This is a genomic window from Gimesia panareensis (assembly GCF_007748155.1).
GTDB classification, from domain to species: domain Bacteria; phylum Planctomycetota; class Planctomycetia; order Planctomycetales; family Planctomycetaceae; genus Gimesia; species Gimesia panareensis.
In genome coordinates this window covers 2,816,418-2,840,262 of sequence record NZ_CP037421.1, presented here as the reverse complement: position 1 = coordinate 2,840,262, position 23,845 = coordinate 2,816,418, and the positions used below count along the sequence as shown (strand labels likewise).

The window sequence follows — 23,845 nt, the reverse complement described above, 5'->3', positions numbered from 1 at the left end:
GCAATAAATATTATTTATTGTGAATGTATGTTACTGGACTAGTTCTCAATTATTTTGTAGTGAAAATGCCATTTCAATGAATGGGCCAACTGACTTACCCAGAATCGCAATACCTGCGTCATGAGGAAATGGCATATTAAAGCGACTTGCTGCACTCCCATTTAGAGCGAATGCATAACCTTCAATGTATACGATAGCAAAAAGTGATTCTCGCAATTCAACGATAATACGATCCGCTCTAAAAGGTTACTGTAACATCTCTTCTGTAAATTATCTGTGTGGCGGAGTGGTGCTTGTTATTTGAGCGTAGCGAAAATAACAAGCACCACTCCGGCGAGCCCTTGAAAGGGTGGGCCAGATCGGTTTCTTTTTAATGTTTTCCACAACAGAAAAGGAACTCCAACCATGGCCCACCAACAACAATCTAACAACATTCTCGACGCTGTCCAGCTCCTGGCCGATCATGGATTCGATGAAATGTCGCAAGCACTCCAGATCCTGTTCAACGAAGCGATGAAGCTGGAACGTTCCGAATACCTCGGTGCCGAACCGTATCAACGCAGCGTAACGCGCCGTTCTTATGCCAACGGGTTTCAAGCCGAAATCAATTCCAAAGTCGCCTCGGAAAGCTGGAACTGCAGGTGCCCCAGACACGCGACGGCGACTTTTATCCCTCTGCACTGGAGCGCGGCGAACGGAGTTGAACGCGCACTGAAGCTGGCAATCGCTGAAATGTATGTTCAAGGCGTCTCTACCCGTAAGGTCGCCAAAATCACCACCGAACTCTGTGGCTTTGATGTCACCAGTACACAGGTCAGTCGGGCAGCGAAACTGCTCGACGAAGAGCTGGAAACGTGGCGTAATCGACCGCTGGGGCAGGTGGAATACCTGATCCTCGACGCCCGCTATGAAAAAGTTCGCGTGGAGGGCAGCGTGCGGGACTGTGCCGTGCTGATTGCGATCGGCGTCCTGGCCAGCGGTCACCGGAGCGTGCTCGGAGTGTCTGTGTCGCTCTCCGAAGCCGAAGTCCATTGGCGTGAATTCCTGGGTTCACTCAACCAGCGCGGCCTGCATGGCGTGAAGCTGATCGTCAGTGATGCACACGAAGGCCTGAAAGCGGCACGACAGAACATGCTTGCTGGAACGCCCTGGCAGCGTTGCCAGTTCCATTTGATGCAAAACGCGATGCAATACGTTCCCAAGGTTCATTTGCGCAAACAGGTGAGCGAAGAATTACGCAATATCTTTAATGCCAGAGACCTGGATGATGCGCTGAATGAACTGAAACGGTTCGTTTCCACTCATGAAAAAACAGCTCCGAAACTGGCGAGTTGGGCGGAAGAAAACATCCCGGAAGGACTGACCGTATTCACCATCCCTGCCGGTCATCGCAAGCGGATGCGAACCACAAACATGCTGGAACGGCAGAATAAGGAATTAAAACGGCGTACCCGCGTAGCGGGACTGTTTCCCAATGAGGAGTCGTTGCTGAGGCTGGTGACCGCGGTCCTGGTGGAACTCAGCGACGACTGGGAAACCGGCATGAGATACCTGACAATTTAATGCTGATCACAGAGACCGAAGGCCCCGGAAATTTACAGAATGTTTGTTGCTTTATCACCTGCCACTACATCAAGATTATAATATCGTCCGTACCTGCCAAATTGAGATAGTATACGAATCTCGTTCTTCAATGTGTTGTCGTTCATGAGAAACTCGTGCTCGCACTTGATTAGAGGCCTGGTGAGTCCGCCGTAGTATTGTGTGCAAATTATTTTTTGAAGATTTTCAAGATCATGCCCTAGTTTTTTCATCAATGCCATATCAGGAAATGCTCCGTATTGATCCTGATAAACAAGCGAAATATAACTTTTCATTAATCTTTCTAGCCCGCTTGCCAAAAGCTGGTGTGGTAAATGATAGAAATCATTAGCGAAATCTATTTCTTGTAGACAACCAAAACCTGCACAGAGCAGTTTATGTGAAGTTTCCAATTCATCTAAAAGACAAAAAAAACTTTCACTTTTAGTTGCCATTATGCACCCCTTTTATAGACACAAGAAGATTATGTGAAGATATATCCTTAAGCTGACACAAATCGTATTTCTCAAGGTTCCGTTTTTTTACACAAATATCGAGAAAATTAATAAATACTGTGATTCTCTCAAATCTTTGAATTGGTAAAAGTTGGATTAAAAGATCGGTACTCTATTACCTGTGAAAGTTCGGAAATGTTGAATTCGTTTGAAGGATACTTCGATGGAAAACAGTATCTCATTGCTTCATAGGATGGGATATCGTTTTAGACTTCACAGAAATGATCTTCCTGTTAACCCCGACATCGTACTTCCAAAATTCAAAACAGTTATTTTTGTGCACGGTTGCTTTTGGCATGGTCATAGCTGTAAACGTGGGTGGAGTCTGCCTAAGTCAAATACTGATTAATGGAAAACTAAGATCCAAAGAACCATTAATCGAGACAAGAAATTGCTAATAATTCGTGAACTATGTTGGCAGAGAATCGTGGTTTGGCAGTGTCAATTGAAAATTCCAACATCGGCTCTCGACACTACTTGATCGTAAATTAGACAGTATTTCTAAAAACTCCCGATAGGTCCTATATCCTTGGAAATTTATAGGTAACGATTTTTTCAAGTGGCTTAAATAACGATAATCAATAATTTTTCATAGTTAGCCCGTATTTTCTTTCACCACTGCCCGCTGAGCACTGTTCAATCTCCCCTTCCCTGCTCTGCGCCGATCTGTATGATTCTTCTGGCGGACGCTGCTGCGCCGCGCTTTCTCGCTTTGCTTTCTGCCGGGGGCGGTTGCGCCTGGTTGGGGGCTGGCGGTGTTTACTCAAAACCGGTGGCTGACGCCAGGCCGCTCAGGGGGAGGCCGGGGCTAATGCCCTGCGGCTCATGGGGGAGGCGCGGAAGGTGTTTCCCTCGTGGGTTTAAGTGGGTTGGATGTCGACCGGCGGGCAGGCACGCAGGCCTGCCCCTACGCGTGGATTCCATTTCCGTAGTTCCTCTGCGGGTGGCACCGCATCCCATGTGGGGGGCATCGTTTGGCCGCCGGGCTGGTACTGCGGGACGGAGTGACAAATCGTGTCATTAATGGCAATCAGCGGTTTTTATGTGGTTAAAAGTGGTAAAACCTGGCAAAAAACGGAGTGCATCGATGAGCAGTTGTTTTTCAAATCGTGCTGAAACCAGCGGGTTTTATAGTGTCTTTGTGGCATCGGTTCTGAATGTTCCCGTGAAAAAGTAGTGTTTGCTCGCGCGCGCGACGCAGAACAAGGCATTCTGGTCAGACGCAGGGGCGAGTCCAGTCCAGTTTTTTCAGTAGTCAGGGAGGATTTGTGAGGTGGGAAATGTTTATCCTGGAAGCACTGTCGGGCAAGCCGAGCAGTGGCACACGGTGAGTTGGGGAAACTCTTTGTGCGTAAAAAAACGGGCAGGCACACAGGCCTGCCCCTACGGAACGGGTTGGTGACCTGGTTCTGGATTGTGTGGTTGAGCTGCGACCTCCTGTTGCCTGTGGCAATCCCGGATTTTATCCGGGATCACCCGTTGAGGTGGGGGACGTGGATTTATTCGGCACTGTCGGGCAAGCCGACAGATGGCACCCGGTGTTACCTGGTCTTGAGAAGTGGATCGCTTTTTTGTGTAATAGGACAGGTATAAAAAACGTCGCGGAGTTTTGCCGCACAGGTCAAGCGGGAAGTAATCTTCCCTACGTTGGTAAAAGTGAGATCGCCTTGTTATACGAAATTCGGGAAGAAAACGACTTGTTCAAACTGTTTCTCAATAGGAAAAACGGGCTGAAATTCAAAAAAGCGTTTTCCGAACGGCGCTCTGCGGAATGGTTTATCAAAGGATATCTGACACACTGTTGTCTGGTCTGTCTGGAGCGGAACTGCGTTTATAAAACCGTTGGTTCAGGTGGCTTGCACGGTGGCGGATCCATGCATGGCCGAGGCTGGAACGGGGTTCCCCACTTTGGCAGGCCACCAGCCGGGACCATCGTCGCCTGTCCTGAGTGCCGCGCAAAACATCAGGTGTTTTATAATCAGTCCATCTCAATCAGGCCCATGGTACTGAAATTAATTCAGGAATGATCAACGAACCACGTGTGGCAGTGTGGGCAAGTATTACATTAACTCAAGAAAGAATTAAAAAAGGAAGACGTTGAGGCCTGCCCTTTTTCTTCATTATTAATTATCTCACCCCTAATCCGCCACACTCGTCATCGGCCCCACCGTAGCCGTCGTACTATGCCCCAGCGGGTATTTTTTTAAGAGTTTCTGGATGTCGTCCAGGGAGATGTTGTTTAAGAGTTCGAGATCGTCGGCGACGGAATAGTATTTCTGGCGATAGACCCAGTTGCCCCCTAACGAAGAGAGGCGGCCCATGGGGCGTTCGCTGCGGAGTACGAGTCGCGAGGCGAGTTTGTTTTTGGCACGGTCCAGTTCTTCCTGGGTGATGCCGTTGGCGTTCACGTCGTCGAAGATTTCCTGGATCAACTGGAGGTTGCTTTCAATCAATTCAGGTTCGGAACAGAGGTAGGTCAGCCAGGTGCCGCTGCCGTCGTATTCGTTGAAGCCGAGCTCGGCGGATTCGGCCAGGCCGGGGTCGACCAGCTTCCAGTACATGCGGCTGTTGGAATCGTCGCCGATGACGACCGCGAGGATTTCCGCGGGGAGCCGGAGGATGTCCTGGGCGGCGGGTGCGGGGGCGAGCTGCATGATGTGCTGCTGCTGCGTCTTCTTTTCGGTGATGATCTGCGTGCCGGTTTGCGGCTGGGCTTCGTCGATGGGACGTTCGGTCTTTCCGGCGGGCCAGTGATCGCAGAACTGGTGCGCCAGTTCGAGGACCTTGTTCCAGTCCGCGTTGCCGGCGACGGCGAGCGTGAGGTTGCCGGAGAGGTAATGCTGCGAATGGTAGTTGCGCATCTGTTCGGCGGTGAGGTCGGTGATGGACTGCACGGAGCCGAGGATGCTCTGCCCCAGCGGGTGGCCCTGGAAGTGGGCCTGCATCACTTTTTCGTAGGCGGTGAAGCTGTGGAGATCGTCGTACATGCCGATCTCTTCGAGGATGACCTTCTTCTCCATGTCGAAGTCGTCCTGCCGGAGACTGGGATGGATCAGCGTGGAGAGGAGTTCCATCGCGGTGTCGATGTACTCGGGGAGAAAGGAGCCGTAATAGAGGGTGATCTCTTCGCTGGTCGAGGCGTTATAGTTCGCACCGATCTCGTCGAAGATGCGGTTCACATCGTCGGCCGTGTATTTCTCGTTCCCCTTGAAGGCCATGTGTTCGAGGAAGTGACTGACGCCGGAGACGTCGTTGGTTTCATCGCGCGAGCCGGTCCGCACAAAGTAGCCGATCGCCAGGCTGTGTGCGTTGGGGTTGAGTTCGGCGATGATCTGCAGTCCGTTGTCTAATTTTGTTTCATGAAAGATCACTGGGCACCTCCAGCGGCTTGGGGCCGATCGTTAACACGGTGAAATTGGCGGCAGGATGAGCGTGGACGTAACCGAGAATGCGGTCGGTCGTGAGTTGCTGAATTTCGTCGTGGATCTGGTCGAGGGTTGTAATGTGTTTGAGGTAGAACCAGTCGCGGGCAATCGAGGCGGCCCGGGAGGACGTCGATTCCTGCGACATGATCAGCGAGCTTTTCGCGCGGGCCTTGCAGCGTTCCAGTTCGGAGTTATCGATGCCTTCGCCCAGCCGCTGGAGTTCGTGGAGCGTGACATCGAGGGTTTCCTGTGCCCGCTCGGAGGTGGTGCCGGCGTAACAGAGGACGCGGCCGATGCCCGGCATGCCGACAAGCGAGGCGGAGACTGTGTAGCAGAGGCCCCGCTTTTCGCGGACTTCGGTAAACAGGCGGGCGCTCATGCCGCCACTGAGGATGCCGACGGCGGCCCAGGCGGTGTAATAGTCGGGATGGCCGTAGGGGACGGCATCGTAAGCGACGCCGAGGTGGGTCTGGGTGGTTTCCTGTTCGGTGAAGAAGGTTTTTTCGGTGGCGAATTCCAGTGCGGGTTCTTCGCGGCCGGCACTCGGTTCCCAGTCGCCGAAGAGGCCTTCGATGAGCTCGCGGACTTCGTCGAAGTCGATGTTGCCGGCGATCCCGATGATGGTATCGTCGGGGTGGAAGCCTGCGGTGTAATGGGCTTTGATATCGTCGATGGAGATGCCTGCCAGCTGGTCGAGTTCGCCGTCACTGGGGAGGCCCCAGGGAGAGGGAAACGAGCGGCGTTTGAGTTCGACGAGTGCTTTCTGCCGGGGATCGTCTTCGACGGAGAGGAGTGCCTGGGCGACGCCTGCACGGGAAGCGTCGAACTGGTCTTCGGGCAGATGCGGCTCACGAATGATGTGGGCATAGATCTTGAGGGTGTCGGCGAGTTTGTCAGCCAGGGTGGCGCCGGTGAAGGTGATGTGGGCGTTGGAGACCCCTTCGTGACGCTGGACGCCGAGGTTGTCGAGGGCGCTGGAGAGCTGCTGGCTGTCGTACTCCCCTGCTCCGCGGGTGATCAGGTCGGAGAGGATGCTGCCGGTGCCGCGTTTGTCGGGGGGATCGTAAATGCTGCCGCCGGGGACCATGATCGTGAATGCAGCCGACTGGACGTCGGGCATCGATTCGGTCACCAGTGTCAGCCCGTTTGGAAAACGATGCGTTTGAATCAGTTGTTTGCCCATCCGGGTTGCAACCTTCCTGACTGGTTAGACGATAGAAAAGGTGAGCAGAAAGAACGCCGCGGGCGGTCTCCAATGAGAAGAGTCGGTGGTCGTCGATCTGCTGTCCGATGTTTCCTGAATTACTTGGGCGATCTTAGCGATTCGGCTGGTGAATTGGTAGTGTCATCTCGAAGTGGGAATGAGAGGTTGTTGCAAAAGATTGACAGAGAATGCTGGGGGGGAAACGATTGGTTTTTACCGATTGGGGACGTTCCTGCTTTCGGCACTGTTGGACAAGCCAACAGATGGCACCCCGACGCTTTGCTCTGGTCCCGTCCAGAGGTTCGTATTTGTTCGTTTCTCGCCAGGCGGGCGGACACATGGGTCCGCACCCTACGGAACGGGTTGGTGGACTGGTTCTGGATTGTGTGGTAGAGCTGGGACCTCTTGTTGCCTGCGGCAATCCCGGATTTTATCCGGGACCACCCGTTGAAGTGGAAGTTGTTGATTGGTACTGCATCACTGTTGGCAAGTCAACAGTGCCACCCGGCGCTCAGGTGGGATGGGAGGACGTTTATCCTTTTTGCACTGTCGGGCAAGCCGAGCAGTGGCACACGGTACATTGCCGCTCAGGAGGGGCGAGAAATGTCAGAAAAAGCTGTCAGTTGCTGGACATATAGGGGGTTGTTGATGTTAAGATGGATTGGAAAGCGGCTTCGGAGCCGATCCTGGTTCCACATGAGTACCCACCCCAATCAGTCATCCCGGACAAAGGAATCAACTGGTGCGAGCACATCATCAATTTAGAACAACCAACCGAATCTCCAGAAGACATTTCCTGGGCGCTAGTCTTGCGGGAGCCGCAGGAACAGGAATGCTGGCTCTGATTTCCAACTCGATACAGGCGGCAGAAAAAATGGCATCAGCGAAACATTTAAAAATCGAACGCATCGATCGAACCACGGTGAAAGTTCCCTATCGCGAAGTACCTGCCCGGAACATGGCACGCGAATTACCGCACTGGCAGTATACCGAAATTGTCGAAGTGCATTTGAAATCGGGGCATGTCGGCTTCGGCGAGACACAGCTGTATTACACGTGGAATGCGACTTCGGATGAGGCCGTCGAGCGGGCGCAGGGTAAGAATGCAGCCGCGTTGATGTGGGATGATGACCTTGGAGCCGGTCTGCAGATGGCGCTGTTCGATGCGGTTGCGAAAGCAGGTGAGGTTCCCGTGCATGCCTTGCTGGGCAAGCAGGTTCATGAGAAGACACCGCTCTCCTGGTGGAACATCGACACGTCGGTGGAGGATATGGCGCTGGAATGTGCCGAAGCTTACAAGCAGGGCTATATGTCTTATAAGACTAAAGGTCGCCCGTGGTATGATGTCTGGGCGCAGGTCGAAGAAGCGAGCAAGGTGGTGCCGAAGAACTTCAAAATCGACATGGATTTCAATGATACGCTGCTCGACGCCGAGCGGGCGATTCCAATTCTGAAAGACCTGGCCCAGTATCCGCAAGTGGATATTTTCGAGTCGCCGATTTTTCAGGACGATGTGGAGGGCAACAAAAAGCTGATGGCGGCCACCGATGTGAATATCGCCATGCATTACGGGACTCCCGAGCCCCTGATTACGATTCGCGAAAACATCTGCGACGGTTTCGTGATGGGGCACGGTGCGACTGAGCTGATGGCCTCGGGCGCGGTGGCTGCGATGGCAGACAAGCCGTTCTGGTTGCAGTTAGTGGGGACGGGAGTGACGGCTGCCTTCTCGCTGCATTTCGGAGCTGTGCTGAGCCACGCGACCTGGCCGGCTGTGAATTGCCACCAGCTTTACAAACACAATCTGTTGACTGAACCGATTGTCGTCAAAGAAGGGTTCGCCAAAATTCCGGATAAGCCGGGCCTGGGTTTTGAACTGGATCGCGATCTGATGGAAAAACTCCGCGTCAAGAAACCGGATTCCCGCCCGGAACCGCCGCGGTTAATCGAAACGACATGGACAGACGGGCGGAAGATGTATTTCGGCAATACGGGCGAAGTGAATTTCGTGCTCAACCCGGCCCGCGATGGCAAGGTGCCTTACTTCGAACGCGGGGTCGACACACGCCTGGTTCCCAACGATGGCTCGAAGGAATGGAAAGCGCTGTACGAGAAAGCGAGTCAGGAACCATTTTTGGTCAAAGGATAAAATGAAACTTGCAGGGAAGCGAAGTTTATAATCTGAAAGCTGACAACCCGATTGAGGAGCCCTGCTTAAATGGATGGGGCTTCGATGTAATGGCTGGGCTTGTAGAGTGTCCGCGTGAGGCGGAAGCCAATCGAGCGGTAGAGGTTGATGGCCGGTTCGTTCTCAGCGGTGACTTCGAGGTAGGCGCGTTTGACGCCAGCTTCGCGGAAGCCGATGAGGCATTTGGTCACGAGTGCCCTGCCGAGTCCCAGGCCCCGGTGCTTGGGAGTGATGCCGACGTTCTGGATGGCACCCATGATGCGGCTGGGGACAATCGCCTGGATGGTGCCGCAGTCAACCGGTTCTTCGTTGCCCATACCGTCCCAGGTAATCAGCCAGGTGCCGGAGGGCAGGAAGTTGCGTTGCGTCGAGATATCACGCATCAGTTTGCGACAGCCGTCGATGTCTCCCAGACAGGGGAAGACGCGGGCATCCATTTCGGAGCGGAAGCTGTGGTACTTGGTGATGGCGTGGCGGTCGAGCGTGGTCAGTTCCCAGGGGCACCAGCGGTAGCCTTCGGGGAGCGGTTTGTCTTCGAGGCGCGCGTTGAGCAGGTCGATTTCCATTCGGAATCTACGAAAGTATGTTTCGGTGAAATCCATGAGAGGCTCGCTGCTGCACGAGGAGTCGAATAGAAAACGGACCAGATATTTAGAATACCTAATTTTACCATTCTCTATACTAGTGTCAATCTGGGGAGGTCGAATCGGCGGGAAAGCGGGCATTTTCCTGGTCCGGGAGGCCTGTCGTGGCTGATGTAGGCGATGGTAGCAGTTCACGCGATTTGCTCAAAATGCGGACTGGGACTGTCGAATCGCCAAAAAATGGGCTGCTCATTGAATTTCCGCGGTTTTGGCTCAAGTTGCCGTGAGGAGTTGGGTGATTGGTCGGATCTGAAATTGTGGCCGTTTGCCTTAGTTGAAAAAACGGGTAAAACCTCTAGAATGAACTAACCGTTTGAGTTCATGTTTCCTGGTGAACATGATGATTCCCCGCCCCTGTTCCTTCCCTGTTTGGAGTGATTCCCACAGTGACCGACAACAGTAACCTTGACGAATTAGTAAAACAGCATCAGGACATACTCGATGCTCATACGCGCGAGCACGTGCAGTGGCACTTCAATCCGGAAACGGGCTCTCCCTACTGGCTGGAAAAAGCCAAGTCGTTCGACTTCGATCCGCTGACCGACGTGAACTGCTTCGAGGATTTGAACAAGTTTCCGCTGTTCGAAGACGACGAACTGCGGGGCGGCCCGGTCGATCGCTGGATTCCCAAGGCACTTAAGGGCAAGCCGACCTACGTGTTCGAGACCGGCGGTACGACGGGGGTTCCGAAATCACGCGTGGTCATCGACGACTTCCGCATCGACTATGAAAACTTCAGTGATACCCTGCCCGATGAGCATTTCCCCAAAGGCGCGAACTGGCTGATGCTGGGACCCTCTGGACCGCGTCGTCTGCGTCTGGCCGTCGAGCACCTGGCCCAGTACCGGGGCGGGATTTCCTTCTGCGTCGACCTCGACCCCCGCTGGGTGGTCAAGCTGATCAAGAAAGGAAAGATCGACGAAGTCAAAGAATACAGTGCTCACGTGATCGATCAGGCGATGACGATCCTCGGTGCGGGGCATAACATCCAGTGTATGTTTACCACCCCCAAGCTGCTGGAAGCCCTGGCGATGCGGTTAATGGACGAAGGTTCGAGCATCGAAGAAGCCGGCATTAAAGGGATCTTCTGCGGCGGAACCGAGTTCACGCAGCAGTGGTACCGTTTTGCCCGCGAAGAGTTGCTGGGCGAGAACGTTTTCATCACCCCGACCTACGGCAACACGCTGATGGGGCTGGCCTGCGGCAAGCCTTTCGATCCGGCTGATAACTACAAGATTACCTACTACGCTCCGCAGCCCCGGGCTGCGATTCGCGTGGTCGATTTCGACGATCACACCAAGGTGGTGGGCTACGGCGAAACCGGTCGCGTGAAGCTGTTTACCATGACCAAAGAACTGTTCATTCCCGGCTTCCTGGAACGCGATGAAGGCGAACGCGAAATGCCGCACATCAAGTATCCGTGGGATGGCGTCAGTGGCGTGCGTCCCTTCCACAAGATCGCTTCGTCGACCACCGTGGGTGTGTACTAAGACGCGGATGCACGAGCAGTCAAGGACCGGCGACCGTCAAGCGGACGGTCGCTGTCGTTCTGTCTGCCGGTACTGGAATGAACTTCTGAACTATTTTGCCTGGATGCAAATCGCTGCCTGATTTGCATTGTATTCACAAAGGATAGCCGCCGTGCTGGAAATACCTGTACTTCGCTGGGGAAAACCTTACGAAAGTTTCGATCAACAGGAAGTCGTTCATTTTGAAACGGGCGAGCCTCTCGCCAAGGTGCATCAGGCCAATGCGGGCCTGGTGAAAATGGACATGCGGAAAGCACAGCGGGCCCGTGACCTGCTGCGGGAGATTCCGGTTTCCCAGCTGCTGGAAATCTGCAAGAAAGCAGCCGAACTCTACATGACGGCGGAATTGCCGCTGGGCAACGGAACGCAGACTCCCGAAGAGTTCTGCCGGATCCAGTCTGCCAGCACCGGGATGCCCGAGTGGATGTGTGCCAGCAATATGAAGAAAGTTGCCTTCGTGCTGGAGCATATGGAAGAGATACTCGATGCCCTGACTCGCGGCCTGCCGCTGGATATTCTGACAAAGGGCTACGGTAAAGAGGATCGAGGCGTGATGCTGAGCTACCAGGCCAATTCGCCGGTACTGGGACTCGTGCTGCCTTCGAACTCCCCCGGCGTGCATACACTGTGGATGCCCATTCTGCCGATGCAGATCGGCCTGGTGCTCAAGCCAGGTTCCTCCGAACCCTGGACTCCGTACCGGATGACTGAAGCCTTCTACCAGGCGGGCATTCCGCGGGAATGTATCTCCGTCTATCCGGGGCCGCACGATGTCGGTTCGACGGTTACGGAACTCTGCCAGCGCGTGATGGTCTTCGGTGGTCAGCAGACGATCGACAAATACAAGGCCAACCCGAACGTGCAGGCACACGGTCCCGGTTTCAGTAAGATTCTGATCGGCGACGATGTAGTGGATCAGTGGGAAGATTACCTTGACCTGATCGTAGACAGCATCTACCAGAACGGCGGTCGCAGCTGCGTGAACGCGTCCGGCGTCTGGGCTTCGCGTCACACGGAAGAGATCGCCGAGGCGATTGCCAAACGACTGGGACCGGTGGGGCCGACTTCGATGACCGATCCCGAAGCACCGCTGGCCGCTTTCACCATGACTGGTGCCGCCAAGGCGATGAACGGATCGATCGAAGAGGGGTTGAAAGAGTCCGGCGTGACGGAAGTCACTGAAAAATACCGTGACGGTGAGCGACTGATCGAGATGGAACGCTGCGATTACCTGCGTCCGACGATCGTGCACTGTGACAATCCCGATGCGACGCTGGCGAACACCGAGTACATGTTCCCGATGGCTTCTGTCGTGAAGTGCGAGCAGAAAGACATGCTGAAAAAGATTGGCACGACCCTGGTCTGCTCGGTCTTTACCGAAGATCAGGACTGGTCACAGCAGTTGCTCGACTCGACGAACATCGACCGCTTGAATATCGGTCCGGTGAAGACCAACGCCCTGAACTGGCTGCAGCCGCACGAGGGGAACATCGTTGAGTTCCTGTTCCGGGCGCGTGCCTTCCAGAATGAGCCGCCGGCTGCTCACTGAGTTGGCCAGCTTTCAGAACGTAGAATCACTCTCCCATTCAGGCCGTCTGACTATCAATCAGGCGGTCTGAATCAGTGAGGGGCGATTCTGTTCCCGGATCTGGCTAGCCAGGGCTTCGGGCGATTCGGCCATCATCCATTGCACAATCCGCCAGTCGGACCAGCGTGGATCGGGGTCTGACGAGGGAGCGGCGATAAAGCCGAGGTGACCACCCTGCTCTGTCATGTACAGCGTCACCTTCTCATGACCGGCCAGTTTTTCGATTGCCTGCTGGTAGCTTTCAAAGGGAATCAGTGGATCATCCTTGGAGGAGATGATTAGCGTGGGAACCGTGATGTCCGTGATGACATCGCAGGGGCTGCAGCGGCTGTAATAGTCTTCAGCCGATTCGAATCCGGCCAGCGGTGCCGTGAACTGATCGTCGAATTCGAACAGCGTTCGCGGATAATTCGCGCCGGTGATTTTTTGAGCGTGTTCCTCGAACTGATGTGAAGCCCGGACGTGTTTGATGAGGTTACTCACAAAGTGCTTCTGGTAACGTCCAAACAGTGGCTTGCCGAAGACTTCGACGCTTTCAGCCAGGCGGAGCGGCGGGTTGAGGACCAGCGCCCGATCGACGAGTTCCGAACCCGGTTTGTGGCGGGCGAGGTAGTTGAGCGTAATCGTGCCGCCCAGTGAAAAACCGACAACGCCGATGGGCGAACGCGGGCACATGAATTCAATCTGTTCCAGCGCGACCTGCAGATCGAGAAAGCTGCCGGCGTGATAGGGAGATTTGGCGAGCCCCGTTCCTGCCCCACAGCCGCGTAGGTCCATGCGAAATACGCGGACCCCCAGGGCATTCAGCTTGTGTGCCAGGCGGATCATGTAGGAACTCTGGTGACATCCCGACAGACCGTGCAGCAGAATCACGACGCGGTCACCCGGTTTCCAGGGGCCGGGACAGTCGTCGTGTAGAATCAGCAGGTCGCTGTCAGGCAGGCGGCAAGAGTGCTGCTCTGCCTGATAGGGAGATTTCACACGTGAGTGAAACTGTCCCACGATCGTCTGCAAATGAGGGTTCTTATAGAGACGATGTGGAACAAACGGTGGAAAAACCAGATCACTCTTCATTCAGCTCGATTCCTGCGGAACACGCTCAAGGTTACCGGATCACATAAAAGCCGCGGTGGTCGGCTTGATGGTCAGATCCTGAACATGAGCACGAGGCGGTAATTGGCTAATCATTAAAACGGCAGCAGCCACGTCTTCGGGCTGCAGAATACGTGCACGATGCTCTTTGCTGACGGGAACCGGCCGTTCGTCAAGGATTGGGGTTTCGACTTCACCCGGGTAAATGGTGGAAATGCGAATCCCGCGATCTTTTTCTTCCTGAGCGACGGTAGTTCCGAGGGCCGTCATCGCGAACTTGGATGCATTATAGGCGACACCTCCCAGGAGGGCAGCCCGCAATCCGGAAATCGAACAGATATTAATGATCAGCCCGTCCTGGCGTTCCCGCATCTGAGGCAGTACGGCCTGCATGCAGTTGAAGGCCCCGGTGGCGTTGACGTTCATCAGGCGGTCCCAGTCTTCCGGGGAGACGAGTTCCATGGAGCGGTCTTTGCAGTTGATGCCGGCACAGTGGACGAGGATATCGATCTGCCCCAGTTTCTCAGTCGACCAGTTAAAGAATGTCGAGACACTTTCGCGGTCGGCGACATCGATCACGTGGTAGTTGATTTTGCCTTCTGCTTTGGCAGCGACTTTCTCCAGCGGTTCCAGTCGGCGGCCGCCCACGATGACATTGGCGCCGGCATTTGCCAGAGCCAGTGCACAGGCTTCTCCGATTCCAGTGCCTCCCCCGGTGACGACAACATTCTTATTTTCTAATCCTGGCATGTTTCTGTTTCTCAATCTGGTGACAAAGACAGGTGGGTTAATTCAAGGTGGGACCTCTGCAGGTGCCTGCTCTGATTCTACGAAAATCGGGTTGAAAATGAAATGAAAGCCAGCTGGAAACGGGGATGAAATCAGACTTCCGCAGCAGGTTCGGGAATCGCTTTACGGTGAGGGGGAGCGAAGATAAACGTGATCAGAACCAGCAGGCCGAAGAGAGAATAGCAGACTGTAAAGACCCAGGGTTCCGCCTCAAAGAAGAGCATGTCGTGGACCCAGCTGGCGATGAAATCCCCCTGGTAGCTGGTCTCTCCCGCCTGTTCCCGTAACCATTTTTCCAGCGTGGTCAGCGGACAGATGATGCCCAGCAGGGATTCCGCGACGACGAACAGGATCGAAGCCAGATGGATCAGGCGGAACTTGAGATTGCGAATCCATTTCCAGCCGGCGATCGCGCCGACCATGATCAGCAACTGTCCCAGCAGCACAAACAGGACAAATGCGAAATGGATGACGACGATGGCATCTGCGGCCAGCTTGCTGAGAAATTGGGTGTCGTGAAAATTCATCTCCACTTCCAGCAGGAACGGGTTCCAAAGAGTTGTGTTTCCTATCAGACAGGGGCTTCTCTCTTTCAAGAGACACGCAATGCTGCAATTATTCCTGAAAATGAGAGACTTTTTCAAAATCGATTCGAAGTGTGCTCTGAGTAGCGATTTGGAAAAATGAAGTTATGATGAGTGGAAGAATTACTCATACTCAGGACAGCGGAACTTCGCTATACTGGAGTTGAGTCAATGGTGACCAGGAACATCGTGCTCTGTTGATGTGTCAGACCGAAGAGGGATGCAGGTGCGTTTATGATCGGTCGTCGCAATTTTGGAAAACTCATCGGGAAGGAAACAGTGAAGCCATCCACCGGGCAGCAGCAGATTGAGGATCGTGGCCAGAAGTCACTCCCCTCCAGCGGCGCAGGCTCCCGTTCCGGGAGCAGCGGAAGCGAGACGCTGATGCGCAGGGTGCGTCGGGGCCGTTTGCGGCTGCCGATCACTTTGAGCGTGGTGCTGATGGTCCTGAATATTGCCCTGATGGTCTTCTGGATCATTCTGGCAGCGCAGATCTACTGGTGGACAGCGCTGGCGATCGGCACCGTGGTGTTTGTGTTGATGCTGGTGGGCCTGTCTCTGTATCTCGTCTTGACGATTAAAGAAGTCCGCCTGAATCAGCGGCAATCCGACTTCATTGACAGTGTGACGCACGAACTGAAAACGCCGATCGCTTCGCTCCGACTGTACCTGGAGACGCTGCAGATCCGCTCGCTTTCTGATGAGCAGCGGGGCGAATTTTATGGCACGATGAAATCGGAACTGGAGCGGTTGGACCATCTGATCTCGCAGTTACTGGAGGTCAAACGCCTGGATGCGCTGGGGATGCAGTCTGATCCGGAGGACATTCTGCTGGAACCCCTGATCAGGCATTGTGCGAAGCTGGAATGCAATCGCCGCCAGCTGGAGACCGATCAGGTTTGCGAATTTGACTTTGAGCCGGCTACGGTGCACACGCGAAGGATTCTACTGGAAATGATCTTTCGCAATGTGATTGACAATGCCATTAAATACGGAGGTACGGAACCGAAGGTACAGATTCAGGTTCGCGTGAGTAGCGGCGGCCGTGTGATTACCCGCGTGATGGATAATGGCGAAGGCGTTGATCCCGAGATTCGCAAGGATATTTTCAAGATATTTTACCGGGGAGAAAGCGAGCTGGAGCGACGCAAAACCGGCACCGGACTGGGGCTGTATATCGTTCGGACCCTGGTGCATCTGCTGGGGGGCAAGGTCACCGTGCATGATCGACTGGACCAGCCCGGGAGTGTGTTTGCCATCGATTTGCCAGGGAAAGCAGAAGAATGAAGTTACTTGTAGTCGAAGACGAGAAAGCACTCGCCCAGGGTCTGAAGTTCAATTTCGAACAGGAAGGTTATACCGTGCTGACCGCCGAAGACGGGCCGACGGCGATCCGGTATTTCGCGGAGTGTTATGAATCGGATGAAGAGAGCATCGATCTGGTGGTGCTGGATCTGATGCTGCCCGGCATGAGCGGATACGAAATTGCTAAAGAGATCCGACGGATTGATGAAGTCGTGCCGATCCTGGTGCTCAGTGCCCGTGAGCTCAGCGAAGACAAAGCCTACGCCTTCGATTGCGGGACCGATCAGTACATGACAAAGCCGTTTGCCCTGCCCGAACTTTTGAGCCGCGTCAAGAATCTGCTGAGGCGGAAAAGTCTGGTACAGAGAGCTCCGGTGACTACCCGGGATGTACCTACTCAGTATCATTTCGGTAATGTGACAGTGGACTTCGAAGCTTTTGAAATCGAAGTCGACGGCGAGCGGAAAAGCCTGACCAATCTGGAACTGCGACTGCTCAAATATTTCATCGAGCACGAAGGCATGGTACTGACGCGGGCCCAGATTCTGGAAGACGTCTGGGGCGAGCAATCGGCATTTGTAACCACCCGCACCATCGACAATTTTGTGCTGCGCTTGCGGAAGCTGGTCGAAATCAATCCCGCTGAGCCGGTATACATTGTTTCCGTACGGGGGGCCGGCTATCGCTTTCTGCCGGAAGAAATGTCAGAGTAATTGTCTGAACAAATGTGCGATTTTCGGGGTGTTTTGTGGCTGTAACCCCTGAAATTGCAGACTTTTTTTCACTTTGACATAACTTTGACAATTATATGACCCTTACCAGACACCTTGTGACGACCTCATTGTTAGAATTCCGCGGAAGTGAGAGATCAGCGGAAGTCTGGTTTCTGCAAATAAACCATCAAGGCACCTATACAAAACGATGAGGATATCATGGCGAGTGTCATCTTAGAGCAACCACCTGAGAATCAATCCACGGTTACAACTCAGCCGAAGAAATCCAAAAAACGCGAAGAGCGTGAGCAGCTCATTGCTAAATTCCACAAAGAAAACCTCAGATGGGGTAATGTGGACTGGGTCATTCTGTTTTGGATGGCCGGCATCCATCTGGGCGCTGTCGCTGCCTTCTTCTTCATCTCCTGGCAGGCCGTGGTCACTTGCCTGGTCTTACATTGGGCAACTGCCAGTATCGGGATCTGCCTGGGTTATCACCGCTATCTGTCACACAAATCCATGAAGCTGAAAGCTCCCGCGGAATTCCTCGTGTTGCTCTGCGGCGTGCTCTCGGGCGAAGGCTCTCCCCTGACCTGGGCGGCGACCCATCGTCTGCATCACCAGAAATCAGACAAGCAGGGAGACCCACACTCCCCGTTTGAAGGAACTTTCTGGTCTCACCTGCTCTGGTTGTTCGTGTATCGCAGCAAGGAAGTCAATCAGAAATTCTTCGAGCATTATGTGCCCGATATGAAAGACCGGAAGATGCTGCTCTTCTTTGAAAAGACCTATGGGCTCTGGCTGATCGGTTCTGGTTTTGCTCTGTTCGGCGTGGGTTACGCGATGGGCGGCATGTATATGGCCTGGTCAATGCTGCTCTGGGGCCTGTGTGCCCGGATGGCTTTCGTTTACAACTCAACCTGGTTTGTGAACTCCGCGACACACCTGTGGGGATACCGCAACTATGAAACGACCGATCAGTCCAAGAACCTGTGGTGGGTCGCAATCGTCGCTTACGGCGAAGGCTGGCACAACAATCACCACGCTCATCCTTCCGTAGCACCCGCTGGTCACCGTAAATGGGAATTCGACATTACCTGGTGGTCCATCAAAGCACTGCGGGCCATTGGACAGGCATACGATGTGAACGACCGCATTCCTCAGAAGAATGCCGAACCGGAAATCGATCCGGAACCCGGCAAGAACGGCATCGTGGTTACCAAATAAACGGTGCTGTTAAAGCGAAATTCCTAAGCCCTGACTGGTCAACGACGGTCGGGGCTTTTTTTATTGAAACACTCAGAACGCCTGCAATTCTGTATGGGATTCAGGGCCGGGACTCGACAGGGCGCGCAGCGTCCTGCTAAGTTAGAAGTGATATCAGAACCTGCTCTGCTCATTGTCTTATGTGATCAATCCACGGAAAGGTCGACAGATGATCGTTCGTGTAAGTTGCTGCCTCTTGATGTGCTTTCTGGCGTGTTCCTCTTCTCTCTGGGCGGCTGAAGAACGGTTGAATGTGCTGTTCATCGCTGTCGACGATCTGCGGCCGGAACTGGGTTGCTATGGCCAACCGGTCAAGTCGCCGCACATCGATCAATTGGCCCGGGAAGGGATGCTCTTCGAACGGGCTTATGTCCAGGTAGCGCTCTGCATGCCTTCGCGGGCTTCGATGTTGACCGGTCGGCGGCCCGACACCACGAAAGTCTATCAGTTTGATACCGACTTTCGCGACGCGATCCCGGACGTGGTGACCCTGCCCCAGTATTTCAAGCAGCAGGGATATCATGCGCTGGCGCTGGGGAAAATATTCCATAAGGACGACAAAACCTCCTGGAGTGAGCCGCTGTTTAGATCAAAACGGGGAGAGAACGATTACCATACGGAGTTCGGTAAACAGGTCATGGCGTGGATCAAGGAAGATCACCGCAAAGTGACGTATGTGTGGGATCTGGGCGATGGGATAACCAAGACCAAACGACCGGGAGGCCTGCCCTGGGAAGCCCCGGATATTCCTGACGATGCCGTTCGCGACGGACAACTGGCCGAGGCCGCCATTGATCGGCTCAGGAAATATCAAGATAAGCCCTTCTTTCTGGCTGTCGGCTTTCATAAGCCGCATCTGCCGTTCGTTGCACCCAAGAAATACTTTGACCTCTACGATCCCGGTTCGATCGCCCCGGCCAGCAATCCTTTTCCTCCTCAAAATGTGCCGAAGTACGCCACCTACAACTGGAACGACCTGCGGCATTACTATGGCATTTCCGATGTTGGGCCCGTTTCTCCGCAGCAGGCACGCGAGCTAAAGCATGCTTATTATGCGTGTGTCAGTTTTGTTGATGCGCAGGTCGGGAAGGTGCTCGCTGAACTTAAGCGCCTCGGCCTGGATCAGAAGACGATCGTGGTGCTGTGGGGCGACCACGGCTGGCAACTGGGAGAACATGGCATGTGGGACAAGCATTCCAACTTTGAGACGTCCACCCGTATTCCGCTGATTGTCAAAGTGCCCGGTTTCAAACCGGGGCGTACGCAGGCCCTGGTGGAGTCGGTGGATCTCTTTCCGACGCTTTGTGAATTAACGGGCCTGCCCCGGGAGGATGGGTTGGAGGGGCTCAGCTTTGTGCCCCTGCTGAAGAATCCGGATCGCCCCTGGAAACAGGCGGCGTTCAGCCAGTATCGACGTGTGATTCCAGGTTACGGCAAGATCAGCAAAGGGATGGGCTACTCGATGCGGACCGATCGATACCGGTTTACCGAGTGGCTGGTTCCCGGGACCGATTTTCGCGAGTATGAACTGTACGACCATGAGCGGGATCCTGAAGAGAACGTGAATCTCGCTGTGGAGCCTCAATATCGGCCCCTGCTGCAGCAGCTGAAACAACAGCTGCACGCCGGCTGGCGGGGGGCGCTGCCTGCGGAATCGAAATGATCCGACAACAGCCAGCCATGACTTCAGGCGGATGGCAATTTCCCCCCCCCCTGTTTGATCAGTCCAAACTGGTACCATTCGCAGAGTCATTTTGAATTGTTCTCTGCCAGGCGGGCGGCCACACAGGGCCGCACCCTACCCGCGATTCAATCTCCCTGGGTACCCCCGAATGAAATTCGGTCCCACCCTCATAAGCAAAAGAGCTCGAATCGTCTTCCTACGAGATCTGTTCCAAGTAACCCGGGCGTAAGATATTTTCACACCACTGGGCGGCTTTGAGAAAATCGTCGAATTTATCAGGGTGACCTGTGATCTGGATCCCCAGCGGGAGGCCGGTCTCGCTGACGGCGACAGGAATCGTGATCGTGGGAAAGCCGATCAGGCTCCAGGGGGCATTCATGCTTGGATTGCCGGTAGTGGAGAGATCCGGGGCTGTTCCGCAGGTCGCCGGGGAAATCAGGATTTCGGCACGGGCAAAGCACCGCCGCATGATCTGGTTGATCTGGGTCTGATAATCCAGACTGGCCTGATAGCGTTCCGGCGTCACCCACCTGCCCTCTTCGAGGACCTTGCTGATCGCGGGGCCATAGTAGTCCCGGTTCTGCTCGTAATCCGTACTCAGTCCCTGAAACATTTCATACTCCATCAGGGCGAGGTGTTCTTCCAGGATCGAGTCGAATTCAGCCGGGAGCGGACATTCCCGAATGGGGGCATCCGCGGCGTTCAATTCATCAGAGACCATCGTGAGCGCCTGTTGCATTTCAGGTTCGGCACGGGCTGAGAAGAACCCGGACAGCCAGCCGATGCGCGGCGGTTCAGTCACCGGTTCGATTAACAATGGCAGATAAGTTGCCTGGTCGGTCATGCAGTCCAGCATGATCACCAGATCCACAACCGTTTGCGCCAGGGGGCCGACATGATCCAGATGGTCGGAGAGCAGGATCACACCGTGCCGATCGACCATGCCGAATGTTGATTTTAATCCGGCAACGCCACAAAACGCAGCGGGACGAATGATGGATCCTCCGGTCTGAGTACCCACCGCCGCCAGACACATACCAGAGGCGACTGCTGCGGCAGAACCGCTGGAGGAGCCTCCCGGCGTGTGTTCCTGATTCCAGGGATTGCGCGTGGGAGGCGGATCAAAACAGGCGAGCTGAGTTGTCACCGTTTTGCCGGGAAAGATCGCTCCTTCGAGACGCAGGTTGGCAACGGCCATCGCGTCCTGTTTCACGGGGGTCTCGTCACGTGATTCCAGGGCGGCACAGGTCGGCATCCCTTTGACGTCGATGATATCTTTGATTCCTACGGGGATGCCATGCAGGGGCCCCCGCCAGACGCCCCGTTTGAGTTCTTCGTCCAGCTCATCGGCCTGTTGAAAGGCAGACTTTCGATCGAGATGAGCCCAGGCACAGATCATCTCTTCTTTGGCTTCGATATTCCCAAAGCACTCTTCCAGCAGTTCGCGACAGGAGAGCGTGCCTGCTTTGATGGCCTGTTGTGTTTCTGCAATCGTACGTGGCGGTGTTTGAAACAGATTCATAATCGATTTCTGATGTATGGGTGCGGATTATCACAGGTTTTTTCGATTTTCGACGATTCCGGCCCGGAAATCAAATGGCAGTGGGTTGACGATCAGAAATTTAGCTCCATAATGCATGGTTCACGCGTTGATACGCTATCAATCAGGGGCGGAATGCTGTCCCCGAGTATGGTGGGGTAGTCGTTGACCGGGTCAGATCTTAACCGAAGCAGCCCACAGCGGTTTATTCCAGGTGTACGAGGGGCCAGCATTTCGCCCCTGTTTTCATTCCCCCTGTTGATTCGCGATACAGATCTCAATCAGAGCTACTCTCTCACTGGATAAACAAACCGCAGTCACCTATTGTAGATGCTTGAGCAGTCTGTCGATTGCCGTTTGCCCAACAACGCCTCTATTTGATTTCAATTTCTGAAGTTAAGCATGTCCAAACAATCGCTACAGTACACGGTGCTGGCCCGTCGTTTTCGTCCGCAGAACTTCTCGGAAGTGGTGGGGCAGGAAATGGTGGCCAAGGCACTGCAGAATGCCATTCGGGGGGACCGGGTGGCACACGCTTACCTGTTTACCGGTGCCCGGGGTGTGGGAAAAACGTCGATGGCCCGGATTCTGGCCAAGGCGTTGAACTGCCCCAACACGCAGGACGGGATTCCCTGCGGCGAATGCGAAATCTGCCAGAATATTTCGACGGGCAGCGATGTCGATGTGCTGGAGATCGATGGTGCATCCAATCGCGGGATCGATGATATCCGCTCCCTGCGGGCGAATGTGAATGTGCGTTCGATGCGATCGAAATACAAGATCTATATCATCGACGAAGTCCACATGCTGACCAAGGAGGCCTTCAATGCCCTGCTGAAAACGCTGGAAGAACCGCCTCCGAACGTCAAATTCATCTTCTGTACGACCGAGCCCAACAAGCTGCCCGATACGATTCTCTCCCGCTGTCAGCGGTTTGACTTTGGTTATATTGAAGAAACGAGTATCTGTGCTCGGCTGAAACAGATCGCGGAAGCGGAAGGAGTTTCTGTTTCTGATGAGGCGATTCAGCTGGTGGCCCGTCGCGCCGGCGGTTCGATGCGGGACAGCCAGTCTATTTTCGACCAGTTGCTTTCTTTCGGTGAAGCGGAACTGACTGCCGAGGGCGTGCACCGGATTCTGGGAACCGCCAGTGATGAGCGGCTGATCGGACTGCTGGATGCGTTAATGCAGCGGCAGCGGGATGTGGCCCTGTCTTTGTTTGACGCGGCACTGACGTCTGGCGTGCAGTTAAATGAACTGGTCGATCAGTTGCTGAATTATCTGCGGGATCTGTCTGTCGTCGCCAGCGGGGCGAATGAAGTCACCCTGCTGGCGATCTCGGAAAACAATCGGGCCAGTCTGCAGCGACAGGCTGAAAACTGGGGCATTCACACTTGCCTGGCGGCATTTCAGATCCTGAATGAGGCGCGGAATAAGATGTTTCGGGCCAGCCACGGTCGTGCCCTGGTGGAGCTGGCACTGATTCGGATTTCTCTGCTGGAAGATCTCGACCAGTTGTGTGCCTTCATGAAATCAGGTGGTGCTGTCCCCGCTATGGCAGCGCCCTCCCGCCCTGCCGTCTCAGCAGCTCCCGTGGCCCCTCCAACACCATCCCGGCCGCCGGAAACAGCTTCTCGATCGGTTCCAGAACCAGCTGTCGATCAAAAAAAAATTGAAAAAAAAAATGAAAATCAATCGATTGTAGCGTCAAATTCAATTGAGAGCCCCACTCCTGAACAGAAGATCATTCCTTTTCGGGCAGGGATGGAAAGTTTGTTGTTGTCGCAACTAATTGAAAATACAGGGGATCTGTTGAAAGATTCCCTTAAGGGAGTGGCGTCAATAGCAATTTCTGGGCCGAAACAGCTGGATTTACAATTCTCTAAGAGCTATAATTTTGCCAAACAGTACTGCGAACGGCCGGAAATGCTGGCCCGTCTCGAAGCGGCACTGGAGAAACTGACGGGAATACGAGGCAAAATTCGCCTGATCGTCCAGGAATCCGTGAGTGCAGAAGAGGACGCAGATGAAAATAACAATCGATCCCCACAGGCACAGAAGAAACGGGTGGAGAAGCGTGATTTAGCGCCTGATTCAGACGAGTTCCTGCAGGAAGCCTTGACGGTTTTCAATGCCCAGAGCGTGCGAGTGGATGTTTTAAAAGTCAAAACGGAAGAGAAAAAAGAGGATTCATAGCC

Annotated in this window: 19 protein-coding genes; 11 read left to right on the top strand and 8 right to left on the bottom strand. The window is 54.2% G+C overall.

Translation table 11 applies throughout. From position 1 onward, the window contains the following. The first annotated feature begins 405 nt into the window (after nt 1-405). Entirely contained in the window at nt 406-1,563 is a 1,158-nt protein-coding gene (locus tag Enr10x_RS10700; RefSeq protein WP_232093022.1) for an IS256 family transposase, read from the top strand. A gap of 32 nt (nt 1,564-1,595) precedes the next feature. Here Enr10x_RS10700 and Enr10x_RS10695 read toward each other — a convergent pair whose 3' ends face one another. After that, complete coding sequence (locus tag Enr10x_RS10695) at nt 1,596-2,036, bottom strand: hypothetical protein (protein WP_145449027.1); 441 nt, start codon at nt 2,034-2,036, stop codon at nt 1,596-1,598. Nucleotides 2,037-2,259: 223 nt separating this feature from the next. Here Enr10x_RS10695 and Enr10x_RS30635 point away from each other — a divergent pair, with 223 nt between their 5' ends. Both Enr10x_RS30635 and Enr10x_RS10685 read left to right on the top strand, forming a co-directional pair. Then, on the top strand, nt 2,260-2,445 hold the full coding sequence (locus Enr10x_RS30635; protein ID WP_197997562.1) for a hypothetical protein: 186 nt from the start codon (nt 2,260-2,262) through the stop codon (nt 2,443-2,445). 1,144 nt (nt 2,446-3,589) lie between these two features. Then, complete coding sequence (locus Enr10x_RS10685) at nt 3,590-4,123, top strand: hypothetical protein (protein ID WP_145449026.1); 534 nt, start codon at nt 3,590-3,592, stop codon at nt 4,121-4,123. Nucleotides 4,124-4,234: 111 nt separating this feature from the next. Here Enr10x_RS10685 and Enr10x_RS10680 read toward each other — a convergent pair whose 3' ends face one another. Both Enr10x_RS10680 and Enr10x_RS10675 read right to left on the bottom strand, forming a co-directional pair. Next, the gene (locus Enr10x_RS10680; RefSeq protein ID WP_145449025.1) at nt 4,235-5,467 is read right to left on the bottom strand and encodes a M16 family metallopeptidase; all 1,233 of its coding nucleotides are present in this window, start codon (nt 5,465-5,467) and stop codon (nt 4,235-4,237) included. Beyond that, nucleotides 5,454-6,704: a M16 family metallopeptidase gene (locus Enr10x_RS10675; RefSeq protein ID WP_145108168.1), complete on the bottom strand. Its 1,251-nt coding sequence runs from the start codon at nt 6,702-6,704 to the stop codon at nt 5,454-5,456. Before Enr10x_RS10675 ends, Enr10x_RS10680 begins: the two co-directional genes overlap by 14 nt. An 853-nt stretch (nt 6,705-7,557) precedes the next feature. Between Enr10x_RS10675 and Enr10x_RS10670 the strand changes: the two genes are divergently transcribed. Continuing rightward, on the top strand, nt 7,558-8,874 hold the full coding sequence (locus Enr10x_RS10670; protein ID WP_145108170.1) for a mandelate racemase/muconate lactonizing enzyme family protein: 1,317 nt from the start codon (nt 7,558-7,560) through the stop codon (nt 8,872-8,874). A 65-nt stretch (nt 8,875-8,939) separates the two neighbouring features. On the opposite strand, the gene Enr10x_RS10665 is transcribed toward Enr10x_RS10670, so the two are convergent. After that, entirely contained in the window at nt 8,940-9,479 is a 540-nt protein-coding gene (locus tag Enr10x_RS10665) for a GNAT family N-acetyltransferase (RefSeq protein ID WP_145108172.1), read from the bottom strand. Between the two features lie 464 nt (nt 9,480-9,943). Here Enr10x_RS10665 and Enr10x_RS10660 point away from each other — a divergent pair, with 464 nt between their 5' ends. Both Enr10x_RS10660 and Enr10x_RS10655 read left to right on the top strand, forming a co-directional pair. After that, nucleotides 9,944-11,047: a hypothetical protein gene (locus tag Enr10x_RS10660; protein WP_145108175.1), complete on the top strand. Its 1,104-nt coding sequence runs from the start codon at nt 9,944-9,946 to the stop codon at nt 11,045-11,047. Between the two features lie 151 nt (nt 11,048-11,198). Continuing rightward, nucleotides 11,199-12,635, top strand: coding sequence for an aldehyde dehydrogenase family protein (locus Enr10x_RS10655; protein ID WP_145108179.1), 1,437 nt, complete (start codon nt 11,199-11,201; stop codon nt 12,633-12,635). Between the two features lie 57 nt (nt 12,636-12,692). Here the strand turns inward: Enr10x_RS10655 and Enr10x_RS10650 are convergent, their stop codons facing one another. The 3 genes from Enr10x_RS10650 to Enr10x_RS10640 form a co-directional block, all read right to left on the bottom strand. Beyond that, on the bottom strand, nt 12,693-13,748 hold the full coding sequence (locus Enr10x_RS10650) for a YheT family hydrolase (protein WP_145108182.1): 1,056 nt from the start codon (nt 13,746-13,748) through the stop codon (nt 12,693-12,695). 39 nt (nt 13,749-13,787) lie between these two features. Next, a complete protein-coding gene (locus Enr10x_RS10645; protein ID WP_145108184.1) occupies nt 13,788-14,516 on the bottom strand; it encodes an SDR family oxidoreductase in 729 nt (242 codons plus the stop codon). Between the two features lie 131 nt (nt 14,517-14,647). After that, nucleotides 14,648-15,082 (bottom strand): DUF2784 domain-containing protein, encoded by a 435-nt coding sequence (locus Enr10x_RS10640; RefSeq protein WP_145449024.1) that lies wholly within the window; start codon nt 15,080-15,082, stop codon nt 14,648-14,650. A gap of 291 nt (nt 15,083-15,373) precedes the next feature. On the opposite strand from Enr10x_RS10640, the gene Enr10x_RS10635 reads away from it, so the two are divergent. From Enr10x_RS10635 to Enr10x_RS10620, 4 genes are all read left to right on the top strand, one after another. Then, nucleotides 15,374-16,426 (top strand): sensor histidine kinase, encoded by a 1,053-nt coding sequence (locus Enr10x_RS10635; RefSeq protein WP_145449023.1) that lies wholly within the window; start codon nt 15,374-15,376, stop codon nt 16,424-16,426. Continuing rightward, nucleotides 16,423-17,157 carry a response regulator transcription factor gene (locus Enr10x_RS10630; RefSeq protein ID WP_145108191.1) on the top strand — a complete coding sequence of 245 codons (735 nt, stop codon included), beginning with the start codon at nt 16,423-16,425 and terminating at the stop codon, nt 17,155-17,157. Before Enr10x_RS10635 ends, Enr10x_RS10630 begins: the two co-directional genes overlap by 4 nt. Nucleotides 17,158-17,376: 219 nt before the next feature. Continuing rightward, nucleotides 17,377-18,384, top strand: coding sequence for an acyl-CoA desaturase (locus Enr10x_RS10625; protein WP_145108193.1), 1,008 nt, complete (start codon nt 17,377-17,379; stop codon nt 18,382-18,384). Nucleotides 18,385-18,592: 208 nt separating this feature from the next. Then, nucleotides 18,593-20,086 carry a sulfatase gene (locus tag Enr10x_RS10620; protein WP_197997561.1) on the top strand — a complete coding sequence of 498 codons (1,494 nt, stop codon included), beginning with the start codon at nt 18,593-18,595 and terminating at the stop codon, nt 20,084-20,086. A gap of 217 nt (nt 20,087-20,303) precedes the next feature. On the opposite strand, the gene Enr10x_RS10615 is transcribed toward Enr10x_RS10620, so the two are convergent. Further along, a complete protein-coding gene (locus tag Enr10x_RS10615; protein WP_145108195.1) occupies nt 20,304-21,629 on the bottom strand; it encodes an amidase in 1,326 nt (441 codons plus the stop codon). A gap of 420 nt (nt 21,630-22,049) precedes the next feature. On the opposite strand from Enr10x_RS10615, the gene dnaX reads away from it, so the two are divergent. Then, nucleotides 22,050-23,843: a DNA polymerase III subunit gamma/tau gene (dnaX, locus tag Enr10x_RS10610; protein WP_145449022.1), complete on the top strand. Its 1,794-nt coding sequence runs from the start codon at nt 22,050-22,052 to the stop codon at nt 23,841-23,843. Nucleotides 23,844-23,845: the final 2 nt, after the last annotated feature.